This is a genomic window from Rhodococcus sp. YH3-3 (genome assembly GCF_001653035.1).
In the GTDB taxonomy this organism is placed as follows: Bacteria; Actinomycetota; Actinomycetes; order Mycobacteriales; family Mycobacteriaceae; genus Rhodococcus_F; species Rhodococcus_F qingshengii.
Genome location: NZ_BCWH01000001.1, coordinates 347,611 through 361,131, shown reverse-complemented (window position 1 = coordinate 361,131; position 13,521 = coordinate 347,611). Strand labels below are relative to the sequence as shown.

Annotated in this window: 13 protein-coding genes and 1 pseudogene; 6 read left to right on the top strand and 8 right to left on the bottom strand. The window is 61.9% G+C overall.

The genetic code is table 11. The features are described from left to right. Positions 1–130: 130 nt before the first annotated feature. Positions 131–1,006 carry a GNAT family N-acetyltransferase gene (locus YH3_RS01800; protein WP_064443451.1) on the top strand — a complete coding sequence of 292 codons (876 nt, stop codon included), beginning with the start codon at positions 131–133 and terminating at the stop codon, positions 1,004–1,006. Between the two features lie 791 nt (positions 1,007–1,797). Here the strand turns inward: YH3_RS01800 and YH3_RS35915 are convergent. Next, positions 1,798–1,935, bottom strand: coding sequence for a hypothetical protein (locus YH3_RS35915; RefSeq protein WP_157838935.1), 138 nt, complete (start codon positions 1,933–1,935; stop codon positions 1,798–1,800). A gap of 715 nt (positions 1,936–2,650) precedes the next feature. Here YH3_RS35915 and rsmG point away from each other — a divergent pair. From rsmG to YH3_RS01780, 4 genes are all read left to right on the top strand, one after another. Continuing rightward, positions 2,651–3,331, top strand: coding sequence for a 16S rRNA (guanine(527)-N(7))-methyltransferase RsmG (gene rsmG, locus YH3_RS01795; protein WP_039973059.1), 681 nt, complete (start codon positions 2,651–2,653; stop codon positions 3,329–3,331). An 81-nt stretch (positions 3,332–3,412) separates the two neighbouring features. Then, positions 3,413–4,414 carry a ParA family protein gene (locus YH3_RS01790; protein ID WP_003942510.1) on the top strand — a complete coding sequence of 334 codons (1,002 nt, stop codon included), beginning with the start codon at positions 3,413–3,415 and terminating at the stop codon, positions 4,412–4,414. A gap of 1 nt (position 4,415) precedes the next feature. Then, a complete protein-coding gene (locus YH3_RS01785; RefSeq protein WP_007729136.1) occupies positions 4,416–5,456 on the top strand; it encodes a ParB/RepB/Spo0J family partition protein in 1,041 nt (346 codons plus the stop codon). A gap of 255 nt (positions 5,457–5,711) precedes the next feature. Next, complete coding sequence (locus YH3_RS01780) at positions 5,712–6,395, top strand: hypothetical protein (RefSeq protein ID WP_007729135.1); 684 nt, start codon at positions 5,712–5,714, stop codon at positions 6,393–6,395. Between the two features lie 20 nt (positions 6,396–6,415). Here the strand turns inward: YH3_RS01780 and YH3_RS01775 are convergent, their stop codons facing one another. The 4 genes from YH3_RS01775 to nox all read right to left on the bottom strand — a co-directional run bounded on the left by YH3_RS01775 (position 6,416) and on the right by nox (position 10,447). Further along, entirely contained in the window at positions 6,416–7,606 is a 1,191-nt protein-coding gene (locus YH3_RS01775; protein WP_003942558.1) for an N-acetylmuramoyl-L-alanine amidase, read from the bottom strand. Positions 7,607–7,734: 128 nt separating this feature from the next. Next, positions 7,735–8,058, bottom strand: a complete 324-nt coding sequence (gene trxA, locus YH3_RS01770; RefSeq protein WP_003942530.1) for a thioredoxin — start codon at positions 8,056–8,058, stop codon at positions 7,735–7,737. A gap of 38 nt (positions 8,059–8,096) precedes the next feature. Further along, positions 8,097–9,104, bottom strand: a complete 1,008-nt coding sequence (trxB, locus tag YH3_RS01765) for a thioredoxin-disulfide reductase (protein WP_003942521.1) — start codon at positions 9,102–9,104, stop codon at positions 8,097–8,099. Between the two features lie 131 nt (positions 9,105–9,235). Further along, positions 9,236–10,447 carry a 4,4'-dithiodibutanoate disulfide reductase gene (gene nox / locus YH3_RS01760; protein WP_007729131.1) on the bottom strand — a complete coding sequence of 404 codons (1,212 nt, stop codon included), beginning with the start codon at positions 10,445–10,447 and terminating at the stop codon, positions 9,236–9,238. 98 nt (positions 10,448–10,545) lie between these two features. Between nox and YH3_RS01755 the strand changes: the two genes are divergently transcribed. Next, positions 10,546–11,112 (top strand): helix-turn-helix domain-containing protein, encoded by a 567-nt coding sequence (locus tag YH3_RS01755; RefSeq protein WP_003942539.1) that lies wholly within the window; start codon positions 10,546–10,548, stop codon positions 11,110–11,112. Positions 11,113–11,121: 9 nt separating this feature from the next. Here YH3_RS01755 and YH3_RS01750 read toward each other — a convergent pair whose 3' ends face one another. From YH3_RS01750 to YH3_RS36505, 3 genes and pseudogenes are all read right to left on the bottom strand, one after another. Beyond that, the gene (locus tag YH3_RS01750; protein ID WP_064442891.1) at positions 11,122–11,838 is read right to left on the bottom strand and encodes a hypothetical protein; all 717 of its coding nucleotides are present in this window, start codon (positions 11,836–11,838) and stop codon (positions 11,122–11,124) included. 53 nt (positions 11,839–11,891) lie between these two features. Further along, a complete protein-coding gene (gene sigM, locus YH3_RS01745) occupies positions 11,892–12,518 on the bottom strand; it encodes an RNA polymerase sigma factor SigM (RefSeq protein ID WP_064442890.1) in 627 nt (208 codons plus the stop codon). 47 nt (positions 12,519–12,565) lie between these two features. Continuing rightward, positions 12,566–13,521, bottom strand: a pseudogene (locus tag YH3_RS36505) (peptidoglycan biosynthesis protein MviN); the annotation flags it as partial.

Genomic DNA, 13,521 nt, shown 5'->3' with positions numbered 1-13,521 from the left:
GTGCCTATCGTTGTCGACACGGCCTATCTCTATTTCGGAACCTGTCGTCAATGAAGCGTCGTGAAGGGAAGCAATCTTGCTGATACGACCCGCGACACGGGCCGAGCTGGAAGAGCCCGTGGGGTTCGCGATGAACGATCCGGTCGGGTTCGTGGACGCTGACTCGCTCCGGGAAGAGGTGGCGGCCGGACGGCTTCGTCCGGAATGGAGTTGGTTCGCCGTTGACGGCTCCAGGATCGTCGCGCGTGCCCTGTGGTGGGGGCGTGAGGACAGCGAGCGTCCGCTCGCGCTTGATTTCCTGCACGTGCTGGCTGACGTGCCGGATCGTGCTGCGCTTGCCGCCGAACTCATGTCGCGGGCGCACACCGAGTTCCATGCGAAGCCTGAGTATGTGCTGGTCGTGCCGACCGCCGGGCAGGACGCGGATTCCGCCGTCGCAGAAGCCGTGTCCTGGCGTCGCGAGGCGGCCCAGGCGGCCGGACTGACCGAGATCATCGAGCGGCTGCGTTTCGAGTGGACGCCTGCGGCCGGTGTGCCCGCCCCCACCGAGCGTCTGATTTTCCGTCCCGCCTCCGATGAGGAGTTCCTTGCGGTGTTCCAGCGGGTCGTTGTCGGCAGCTTGGACGTCGCCACGCAACGAGGCATTGCGGCTACGGACATCGTCAGCCAGGCCCGGGACGATCTCGAGTTCTACCGGTCGTGCCCCGGCGAACGATCGTGGTGGCGGCTGGCGGAGACCATGGACGGGACGCTGGTCGGCTTCGCGATCCCGTCCGCGACGCCCTACCACCGCAACGTCGGATACCTCGGAGTAGTGCCCGAGCTACGCGGGTGCCGCTACGTGGACGACATCCTCTGCGAGATCACCGGCTTTCACGCAGCCGATGGCGCCAATCGCATCACCGCGACCACGGACGTACCCAACACACCCATGGCCGCGGCGTTCAAGCGGGCGAACTACCAAGTGACCGAGGTCAGGATGGTGTTCGAGGCCCCGGCGGGCTGATCCGGGCCTCAACCGGAGGTTCGCTGCCGTCGTGCCGGCGCGGGCCTTTCTGTCCAGCTTGTCCGACGGTGTACGGGGTGACGCGGAGACCGCCGTGTACCAGGGGGTAAAGGTGGCCAGGTTCCAACTCGGCCCACATATCCTGCTGCAACGGTGTTATACGAAAATGGCTAGCGACCGAGACTTCGATCCCGAACATATCTCGCAGGCGGGCGGCGATGTTGGGTGCTTTGAGCGGGATGCTCGTGTGCGGCCTGAGTTGTTGGCCCGTGGTCTTCGAACTGCAGCAGAGAATGGAAGTCCAGTCTTTCCCGCCCGGGCGGGGTGGAGTATTGGCTCTGCTGGTTGTTGCCGCTGGGAGTTGTCGCCGTCGTATTCATTCCACTTGCACTGGCATGGCGATCCGGGAGAGCAGTCATGCTCAGCTTGCCTCATTGCCTCATTGCCTCATTGCCTCATTGCCTCATTGCCTCATTGGCTGTCGGCGGCACACTGTGCACGTTCGGATAATCGATCGACAACACGGCGTACTACATGTGAGCCCCTCCCCTCCCCCAGCGGAAATAGTCGGCCCTTCGTTTCACGTGAAACCGGATCGATGGTTGTTGCCCCGAGCCCTCGATCTCCATCCCAGATTGGTATTGGATGTCTACTGGATGGCGATCACGACCCAATGGCTTCTGGTGTGCCATCGTCAGCGCGAACCCCAACCTGACGGATGCGGCCGTGAACCAACTTCAGCCCGTCACCGTTTGCTTGCTCGATCATCGCGATCTGTGGGGCTTCGGCGCCTAGATCGCCGAGATCGGATCGTCTTCGGATATTTCGAATGTCGCGAACGGTTCGTCGTGCGCCGGAGTCGACGATCGTTCCGGAGATGCCAAGTGGCGGATCTCGTGTTCGAGTCCCACCCAGTGTCGAGCCGGCATGGAACGACGGTGCAGTTCGATGAAGAAATTTATGTGGTGCGGATTGCTCAATGCATCTGCGAACGGAGTCGAGGGCGAGCCCAATGCTGCGGAGTGCGTTCACCATCAGTCCAGAGGAGAGGGTGAACTCTCGGATGCGCATCGGTAGGTGCGAAGCTCCTTGGATTGATTCTCGTTTTGTGATGACAAGTCTCCGGTGTTCCGCAACAGGAGTGTCAAGCCGACGGATGTATGGCTCGCAACAACCGGCGATGAGATAACGATGCTGTCCGGGACTTGGACTCGAAGCTCATCCGCGTCGCACAACAGATTGCGTCAGACCGACCGAGTCCGTTCGGCTGTCCGACGGCGGCAATTTTCTACAACCACTTTTTCGTTGAAAATTGGCCATTTTGGGTCAGAATTCCATCCATGTAACTACCCATGGCAGTTTCGTCACTGTGATGATACTAAGGATTGCGCTCCTATCTGCATTCGATCGCCCGGCCATGTTTCACGTGAAACGCGTCAGAATTGGAAGAATTTTCAGCGCAATGTTTCACGTGGAACGTGAACCCCTCCCCTCCCCCGCTTGAATTTTGGGCCGAATACTTCCCAAAGAATGAACGAGTCGGCAGACTTACAGCGAGTCGGTGTGCAGAAGCGAACACATGTCGGCTCCAGAGCGGATAATGATTTCGGTCTTGATTGTTGATTTCGCGGTTTACGCGGGAGGATGTTTCACGTGGAACAGAATGGTGCGGCGTCGGTTGACTGGGACGAACAAGAGACTGCGCGCGCAGTGTTCGGTGACAGATATGAGATCGCGGAACGGTATTACCAATCCCTGGCGACGGATGGTGTCGAGCGCGGGCTCATTGGTCCCCGTGAAGTCCCTCGACTGTGGGAGCGTCACCTTCTCAATTGCGCCGTCATCGGTGAGTTGATTGCCGAAGGCGAGTCGGTTGTGGACGTTGGAAGCGGCGCCGGCCTACCCGGTATCCCTCTCGCAATCGCCCGCCCGGACTTGAAGGTAACTCTGGTCGAACCGTTGCTTCGACGCTCGGTGTACCTCGCGGAGTTCATCGAGTCCAACGGATTGGACGTATTGGTTGTCCGAGGGCGAGCCGAGGAATCGGGTGTTGTGAAGGAAGCGGGCGGCGCGGATGTAGTCACCTCGCGAGCTGTGGCGCCTCTCGAGAAGCTCGCACGTTGGTCCCTCCCACTCATTCACGAGCACGGCCGGATGTTGGCACTCAAGGGTTCGAGCGCCTCCGAGGAGATCGAGCGAGACCGTACGGCGCTCACCAAGTTGGGCGCAGGTAAGTTGGAAATACTCGAATGCGGAGCCAAGATTCTCCGCACCCCCACTGTTGTGGTGAAGGCCGAACGTCTCCCGAAGCGCCGCCAGCGTTGATGATTTACACGCATGCAATCGAGAGCAATGTACAGATGATGAGAGCACCTAGTGATCGATTCCCAATCGAAGGAGCAGTCAATGTCGGGTCGATCTGAATCCGCCGTTTCACGTGAAACACCGAAGCAGCACACGAGTGCGGGTGCGGATCAGATCGTCAACGACGACGACAATTTCACCGCCCCCTACGCGGCGATCTCCTCGGAGGAGACCCCCATCGGGGCGGCCGCGCATCGAGCGAGCCAAGTGCTTCATCCCCATTCGGTTACGCTGCCGAAGCCGGCGTTCCGCCGCGTGATCACCATCGCGAACCAGAAGGGTGGCGTCGGCAAGACGACGACCACGGTGAACCTTGCGTCGGCGCTCGCTCTTCAAGGGCTCACTGTCCTTGTGGTCGATTTGGACCCTCAGGGCAATGCCAGCACCGCTCTGGGCGTCGTCCATACCTCGGGCACCCCGTCGAGCTACGAGCTGCTCATAGGCGAAGTGAAGGCCCCGGAGGCGATCCAGACCAGCCCGCACAGTGAGCGCCTTCTCTGCATCCCGGCAACGATCGATCTGGCGGGCGCCGAGATCGAATTGGTCTCCATGGTTGCCCGCGAGAATCGACTCAAAGGCGCGCTCAACGACAAGGTGCTCGCAGAGCTTGACGTCGACTTCGTCCTCATCGACTGCCCGCCCTCGCTGGGACTGCTGACCGTCAACGCGATGGTCGCTGCCAAGGAAGTTCTGATCCCGATCCAGTGCGAGTACTACGCCCTCGAGGGGGTCGGTCAGTTGCTCCGCAACATCGAACTCGTCCAGGCTCATCTCAACCCGGATCTGCATGTCTCCACCGTCCTTCTGACGATGTACGACGGGCGCACCAAGCTGGCCGACCAGGTCGCCGAAGAAGTACGCAAGCACTTCGGTGAGGCCGTTCTGCGCGCTGTGATTCCGCGCAGCGTGAAGGTGTCCGAGGCTCCCGGATACGGGATGACAGTTCTCGACTACGACCCGGGTTCACGTGGCGCCATGAGTTACCTCGACGCCGGCCGTGAACTTGCCGCCCGCTCTGCCACCACGACGACCCAGGAGCAGTGAGATGAGTCAAGCACGCAAAGGTGGATTGGGCCGCGGCTTGGCTGCTCTCATCCCCACTGGGCCGGCCACGGCGCCGGGTCTGGGATCGGCTGCAGCGGACGTCGTAATCGGCGTCGACAAGCGCAACCCCTCCCCTCCCCCACCGACCAAGGCGGCCCCGAAAACGCAGAAAGCCACCAAGGCGTCGGCTGCGAAGGCTCCGGTGGAAGCTGAGCCGGAGACCGAACTCGAGCCGACCGGCGCGGTCTATCTCGAGATCGAACCGAGCCTGATCGAGACGAACCCGAAGCAGCCTCGCAGCGTTTTCGACGAGGAAGCACTCGCGGAGTTGGTTCACTCGATCCGCGAGTTCGGCTTGATGCAGCCGATCGTGGTCCGTCGTCACGGTGACAAGTACCAACTTGTCATGGGTGAGCGTCGCTGGCGCGCGAGCCAGGAAGCCGGGCTGGAGAAGATTCCGGCGATCATTCGTGAAACAGATGACGACTCGATGCTGCGCGACGCGCTCCTCGAGAACATCCATCGAGTGCAGTTGAACCCCCTCGAGGAGGCAGCGGCGTATCAGCAGCTGCTCGAGGAGTTCGAAGTCACCCACGAAGAATTGGCTAATCGGATCGGACGTTCGCGTCCCGTCGTGACCAACATGATTCGTCTGCTGAAGCTGCCGGTGGCGGTTCAGCGTCGCGTTGCGGCTGGAGTACTTTCGGCGGGCCATGCTCGCGCATTGCTGTCCCTCGAGGCGGGTGCCGACGCTCAGGAGGTCATGGCGGCGCGCATCGTCGCGGAAGGAATGTCTGTTCGCGCGACGGAGGAAGCAGTCACTCTCGCCAACCGGGCGGATAATGAGATCGCTCCCCCACAGAAGCGCAAGCCCATCGTGATGCCGGGTCTGCAGGATGTGGCCGAGCGGTTGTCGGACTCGTTCGACACTCGGGTGACTGTCAGTCTAGGCAAGCGGAAGGGAAAGATTGTGGTCGAATTCGGCTCGGTCGACGACCTACAACGCATCGTCGGAATGATGGAAGCACAGAAATCCAAGTAGAGAACTCGGATGCCCGTTTGGTGACGTAATCATGATGACCGGGCACACCACCTATTTTCGTCACTGTGACAAATCTAGGTGGTCCGAGCTTCTCGAAATCTTGAACCGGGACGAAAGATGTTGAACAGCAATATATTAGGGCGATCAACTCTCGTGCCACTGCCGACTTGTCGTAGCTGGCCTATCCTGGAGAAGAGAAAAGCAGCGGGCGAGCATCAAAACCGCTTCGGGGACCTACGGAGAGTGAGTTAGTCAGTGTCGACTCACGTCATCACCTCTCTCACACTCGACAGCCTCGATCAGCTTTCCGCCCATGCGCGCCGATGCGTGTTCTGGGAGATGGACCCGGGCGCGCTTCACGACGCCCGAGGATTCTGTGATCAGGAATTCGAGAAGGAAGCCTGGCTGTCGATGGTCATGCTCGAGTGGGGTTCGTGCGGACAGGTCGCCGTCCGCGACGGAAAGCCGCTCGGCAGTGCGTTGTACGCCCCTCCCCGCATGATCCCGCGCGCGCAACTGTTTCCCACCAGCCCGGTCAGCTCGGACGCAGTGCTTCTCACAAGCCTTCGCCTCGAGCCCTCGGGCATAGAGGAAGAACTAGGGCCGAGCCTGCTGGCCGCTGTCGTGACAGATCTGGTCCGACGAGGAGTTCGTGCGCTCGAGGCATTCGGTATCCGTAGCGACGACTTGGGACCTGCTTCCGACGTGGCCAGTGCAACTGCCGCTCTGGAATGTTCACCCGCAGAATGCATGATCAGTGCCGAGTTCCTCGAGGACTACGGTTTCGAGGTCGTGGCACCGCACCATCGCTATCCGCGGCTTCGTCTCGAACTCAATCGAGATCACGAATGGAAAGTCGACGTCGAAGAAGCCCTCGACCGTCTACTGAAGGCCGCAGCTCTCGAAATGGTGGAGATCAGCGAACTCGCCAGAGTGTGAGCAGGTGCCGACCGCAGGATCTACGAAATGCGGTCGGCTACCGAAAGTTCTTCTGCGAGAAGCTCGGCGAAGGTGAAGGTGCCGGTCGGCTGATCGTCTTGACCCAGCAGGTACAGCCGCTTGACCGAGATCAAGATGGCTTCGGCGATGGTGTCACGCATCCGCGGATTCGTCAGTACCGCAACGTCGGACGCGTTGGACAGGTAGCCGAGGTCGATCTGTACTGTCGGCATGTTGGTCAGGCGCAACAACTCCCACGTTCGACCGTGAGTTCTGCAGTCCCGCAACGGAGTTCGCGCAACGATCTCGCGCTGAACAAAACCGGTCAACACCTGACCGATCATCGAGACCGAACCGTGCGAATTTCCGAAGTGGAAGCTCGCGACGCCGTTCGCCGACGGGCTCGAGTTGCTGTCGCAGCGCAGGGAGATCATCAGATCGGCGTCGAATGCGTTGGACGTCAGCGCGCGCTCGGCCTCGCTCGGATCGGCGTTGTGCGGGCGGGAGAGGAAGGTTTCCATCCCGGTTGCTGCCATCCGCCCCTCGAGGCGCATAGCCAGATCCCACAGGATGTCGGCTTCGGAGATGCCGTTGACGATGGTGCCGGTGGACGGACCACCGAGGCCTGGATCGATGACGATGCGCTTGCCGCCCAGCTGTGGGCCCTTGCGCCTCACCAGCTCCTCTTCGCTGATCGCGTGCGGCGATCCGCCGGTGACGCGAGTTCCCAGCAGTTCCAGCGAACGCAGTGTCTGCGGTCCGCAGATACCGTCGGCGGCGATCCCGATTTCACGCTGGAAAGACGAGAGTGATTCGTGGGTCTGCGGGCCGAAGAAACCGTCGACCCGACCTGCGTAGAAGCCGAGGTCCTGCAGTTTGGCCTGCAGAGCTGCGACGTCGTCGCCGTACAGCGGCGCAGAAAGCTGGTAAATCAACGTACGGGCGCCCAGGCGGTACGAGGCCTCGCGAAGTGACCGATAGGTGGCCGGGCCCACGATGCCGTCGACAAGGAGCCCACGCTGCTGCTGGAAGGCGCGAACGGCGCTGTCGAGTTGATGATCGAAGATGGCGTCGGGTGCAACCCAGTGGGCACCGTCGGCGCTTTCACGTCGAATACCGGAAGTTCCGTGATGGAGGTATCCCAGCTTCGTCAATGTGCCCCGAATCTCGGCGACGGCCGGGCCGTGATCGCCGTGTCGGAGTCTGTGCATGCGTGAAAGCCTCTCGGATCGGTTAACGAATTCGATCGATGTGCCTGGTCGTAGACCCGATCAGGCACATCGATCGATTATCTCAGAAATTCTGTGGATTGCGAGAATCCACGATGCTCATCCAGCCGTCAGAGAACGTCTGCGAGGTCCTTGAGCAGTGCGGCCTTGCCCTTGGCGCCGACGATCGTCTTGATCGGCTTGCCGTCCTTGAACAGGATCATCGTCGGGATCGACATGACCTGGAAATCGCGGGCGGCCGCCGGGTTGGCGTCGATGTCGAGCTTTGCGACGGTCAGCTTCTCGCTGTTCTCACCGGCGATCTCCTCGAGTACCGGGGCGACCATCTTGCACGGGCCGCACCAGGTTGCCCAGAAATCGACCAGAACGGGCTTGTCGCTGCCCAGGACGTCCTGCTTGAAGGAATCGTCGGTGATGGTGACGGTATTCGACACTGTTACTCCTCGAGGGTTGGGTTCGACAGCTTGATGAATCAGGGAGCGCCGACGACGTCGACCGTGTGGCCGGCTGCGTCGAGCGTGTTGGCGGTGATGTCGCCGCGGTCGGCCAGCCAGCGTTCGGCGTCGATTGCTGCGGAGCATCCGGTGCCGGCAGCGGTGATCGCCTGGCGGTACGTGTGATCGACCAGGTCACCGGCAGCGAAGACGCCGTCGACGGAGGTCGCGGTGGAACCGGGAGCGACGCGCACGTATCCGGCGTCGTCGAGATCGACCTGGCCCTTGACGAGCTCACTGCGCGGGTCATGGCCGATGGCGACGAACATGCCGGTGATCTCGAGTGTGGAGGTCTCACCCGTGACGGTGTCACGAACGACGAGCCCGGTGACGCTGTTCTCACCGAGCACCTCGACGGGCTCCGCGTTGGTCAGGAAGCGGATCTTCTCGTTGGCCTTGGCGCGCTCGAGCATGATCCGTGAGGCGCGGAATTCCTCGCGGCGGTGCACCAGGGTGACCGAGCGAGCGAAGCGGGTCAGGAAGGTTGCCTCTTCCATCGCGGAGTCGCCGCCGCCGACCACGACGATGTCCTGGTCACGGAAGAAGAAGCCGTCGCAGGTGGCGCAGGCGCTGACACCGCGGCCGAGGAGGCGTTCTTCACCGGGAATGCCGAGGTAACGGGCTGCCGCGCCCATGGCGAGGATGATCGCGTGCGCGGCGTACGTTTCGCCGTTCGCGACGACCGTCTTGATCGGGCCGCTGAGATCGATCTCTTCGACGTCCTCGGTGCGGATGTCGGTATCGAAGCGAAGTGCCTGCTCACGCATCTGTTCCATCAGGTCGGGGCCCATGATTCCTTCGCGGAATCCGGGGAAGTTCTCGACCTCGGTGGTGGTCATGAGGGCGCCACCGAACTGGGTTCCCTCGAACAGCAGGGGCTGGAGCTCAGCGCGCGCGGTGTAGACACCAGCGGTGTATCCGGCCGGTCCGGAACCGACAATGATGACGTCATGGACCGCGGGCGTGTTTTCCAGCTGGGTGGTCATGCGAGCCTTCCAATAGTGAGTGCAGACCCTCCGCTTCTTGGAGAGCCGTACCGATCAACACCAGGATAAGGGGTGTTGTTCCCGCACTCCGCTGGAAAGTGGCTCACAGCCGGCAGCTCACAGCGCGGGACTCACGGGGCGGGGCGCGGTGCCTCCCGAACCACAAGCGCGTCCCGAACCACACAGCGCGTGCCGGTGTAGATGGTGGGCATGCACTTGTTGCAGTGGATACACAACCCCTCGTCGACGCTCTCGGCTTGGAATTTGTTGACCAGTTGTGGGTCCCTGAGGAGCGCACGCGCCATGGCGACGAATTCGAATCCTTCATCCAGTGCGTGCTCGATGGTGTCGACGCGGTTGATGCCGCCGAGCAGGATCAGTGGCATCCTCAGCGCCTGTCGGAACTGACGGGCGAAGGGCAGGAAGAAGCCCTCCTCGAACGGGTACGTCGGAAAGAGTTTGGGACCGTAGAACTTCAGCCCGTACCCGACGAGTTTGGGTTGGGAGGCGACAAACTCAGCCAGTGGGACCTCGCCGCGGAAGAAGTACATTCCGTTGAGAAGTGAACTGCCACCGGTCAATTGCATCGCGTCGAGGTGGCCGTCGGCTTCGAGGATCTGGGCGATCGGCAGGCTCTGGTCGAGCCACAGACCTTTCGGCACCCCATCGGACATGTTGAATTTCGCGGTGACCGCCACGCTGGATCCAGCGGCCCGTCGCACCGCTTCGACGACTCGACGCGGATACTCGGCGCGCTTGGCGACGCTGCCACCGTATCGATCGTGGCGCTTGTTCAGATTGGGGCTCATGAACGAACTGAGGAGGTAGTTGTGGCCGAGATGGACCTCGATGGCGTCGAATCCTGCGTCCACGGCGACGCGAGCGGTCCGTTCGAAGTCGGAGACGACACCGTCGAGTTCGGCGAGTGTCGCGCCCTTGACGAGGCCCATCGCGGGCGGACTCAGCCGGGTCGACGGCGCCAGAGTCTTCGTCTTGTTGGAGAGCGTGTTGGCGACCAGTCCCGCGTGGCCGATCTGCGCCGCGGCAAGTGCGCCTTCGGCGTGGACGGCGTCGGTCAGTCTGCGTAGTCCCGGCAGCGCGCGCTCGTCCATGACAAGGGTGTCGCGGTGGACTCGTCCACCTGGTGAGACGGCGCAATAGGCGACAGTGGTCATCGCGGCCCCGCCGCGGGCCACCTCGGCGTGGAAGTTGATCAGATCGTCCGAGACCGCTCCCCGGGGCATGACGCCCTCGAACGTTGCAGCTTTGACGATGCGGTTGCGCAACGTCAGAGGGCCGAGACGTGCGGGTTCGAATATCGACGGTGTGGGCGCTGTGGTCATTTTCAACTTCCTGCGGCGGCCTGATCTTTACGATGCCAGTGGACTCGTAACTACGACGATATAGCGCCTACTCCCAATCTGTCCGACAATTCGACACGATGAATGCCACAGGATCAGGTCGCCCACGAGACCCACGCATCGACGACACAGTCCTCGAGGTCACCCGAGCGATGCTCCTCGAGGTCGGTTGGGATCAACTCAGTCTCCGGGCGATCGCGGCACGGGCAGGAGTCAGCCGAGCCTCGATGTCGCGGCGATGGCCGTCGAAGGCACATCTTGTTCTCGGGTCGATCCTGGGGGCGACACCGGACCTGACACCGTTCGAGGGCACCGATCGCGACGGCTGGATCCGTTGGGTGGTGGAGGGAAGTGCTCAGCTCTTCTCCCGTCCCGAGGTTCGCGCCGCGTCGCCAGGATTGCTGGCGGCCCTGCGCGACCACGACGACCTGCGCAACGAATTGTGGCGCGGGTTCAGTGGACCGAGTACGCAACTGTTCCTTCAGAACGCCGAAGATCCTGAATCGGCACTGCTCGATGCCAAGGCCGTGCTGGTTCTGGCGGCCGGGGCAGCGATGTTTTCGAGTCTGATAGCGGTCGAGGACGATACAGATGCGCTACGCGAAAGAATCCTCGAGCTCTTACTCCCGGCGGCATCGCCGCGCTGACCGTCGACGTCAGCCGATGTTCTTGACCGACAACGTATTCGGATTCCCGTCGCTGCAGTTGATGCCGACAGTCAGTGCAGTGATCTGACGCGGCTGCGATCCCGTGAAGAGTAGGACTATCGCCGGCGCCCCGTCGATGCGAATCTCGCCGGAACCGAGCAAAGGCCGGCCCTCGTCGATGCCGCTGGCGCGTAGGCATCCGGCAAGTTTGGATGGATCATCCAGTGGTCCAAGGTTTTTGGATCCGACGAGTGAGAGCAGAGACGCCGAATCCGGATCGTCGACAGCAGACGTCGCCGGTGTGCTCGGTTGAGCGACAACACTTTCGGCGGGTTCGGAATCTCGGGTTCCGATAACAACGATCACGAAGGCCGCCAACACGGCTGCTGCGGCACCGAGAACCCACGCTTGTGGGCGCCGCCGGAACGGCACGACAGCTGCCTCAGCTGGCGGCTCCAGCTGTTCTGACTGTAGATCCAGTGCCGAATTGATTCGCTCGGCAAGCGAATTCGGAATCCGTTCGTGAGTGGCCTTGCTCGAGTTCAGTGTCGCGAGTGATGCCGTGACGCCGTCAAGGGCGGTGACAAATGCATGGGCGTCAGGGTCTGCGTGTACCACCGGCCACAGAGCCGCACTGGTTTCGGGATCGAGAACCCCGGCGTGAAGATCCGCTAGTAGGTCTTCTGAAAACGGAGGCGACGGAACGCGAACAGACGGATCTGTCATGAACCCTCCCTCGGCAGTCGGTGTGGACCCTTACAAGATAGGACGCGTCCGGTTCACGAATGGTTCCCGCCTTCGCGAAAGTCTTCCAACTGGGTGGCGAGGCGCTTACGCGCGCGGGCGCAGCGACTCTTCACGGTCCCTACGGGTACTCCCAACCTCTCGGCGGCCTCGGCCACCGGATACCCCTCGACATCGACGGCGACGACGGCAGCACGCTGCTCAGGCGGCAGCGATGCGAGTGCCTGTTCGACGGTCAGGCTCATGTCCACTGTCGCCGCATAGTCGCGGTGATCGCGGGGTTCCTCCGCGTTCTCCGAAGACAGAGAGAACGCCGCCCGTGATTTGTTGCGTCGGATCCGGTCGAGGCAGGCATTGACCACGATGGTGTGGAGCCAACTACGCACCGCCGCGTCGCCGCGGAACTTCGCTGCCTTGCGGTGCGCGGAGAGCAGACCCTCCTGGAGTGCGTCTGCCGCGTCCTCGTCCGAGTAGCTCGTACGCCGGGCAACGTGCCATAGATGATCCTGATGCCTGGTCAGTAGTTCACGGAACGCATGCCGATCGCCCTCGACATGAGCAGTCAACAATTCGAAATCCGTCGCCTCGAGATTATTGTTCTCGAAACTTCTGGATTCGAATTTTCCGGCTCCGCCCCCGGTGCCCCCCCGATAACTGTGCACGGGCGGATATTAGCCCAGTCGGTAGGTTTCAGAAGGGCCAAGGGCGATCACTTTGCCGCAGTGAATGCAATCTCCGAGATGGATGTCTGGTTTTGTCCGGATTCGGTGCTGAGCTGGGTAATCCAAACCAGGACATACTGACCCGAGCCGTCCGACGTGACTGGAATGTCGGTCACGCCGTTCTTCAGGACACCCGATCCGATTTCCTTGGTCTGATCCAGCGAAGTATTCGCAGAAGGGGCAGAACGGATTTCAACGACGGTTCCCGGCGAATCAGACGTGATCGCAACGTTCTTCAGGTTGGCGGCATCGGCAAGCGTCACCATCAGGCCGACACCGTTCTTCAGCGATGGGAACGGCTGGAAGTACGAATCCGACGACCATGCGGTGGCCGGATTGCCGTCGATGGCGTTCTTCGCTGTTGCCGGCTGATCCGGCGTTCCCTGGGGTGAGAACACCGTTACGGCCGAGGAAGCTACCGGAACGGTTGCTGCCGCCGGTGCGGGCGCCGGTGAATTGTTCTCGGGCGCAGTGGCTTCGGTGGTCAGTCCGAAACTCTGCTCGCTGAGCGGGGTGTCGTTACTGCCACCCGAGAGGAAACTCGCTACCCACACCACAAGGAGAATCAGGACGATCACGGTGAAGACACCGAGCGCCGTCAGTGCCGCGAGCATCCGCGTCGACTTCTTCTTCTCGGCCTCGATGGCTTCGGGGTCGTTCAGTGCATGACCCGACGCACCCTGTTCGCGGTGGCCGAGACGAAGTGCCGGAATCATTTCCGTCTTGTCGTTGACGACGGACGCCTGATCGAGGATGTGCTGCACGGTGGCAGCAGTGCGGATTCCACTCTCCGACTGCAACGCTCGAACCGCAACGGCCGAGATGTCGAACGGAACCTCCGGACGGACGACGCGAGGCTCGACGATGTTCCCGTCGGCGCCGCGGCCGGCGGGAAGCAAACCACCGACGGGACCGGCGGACGGATCGGCGAGCGGCCAGCGCG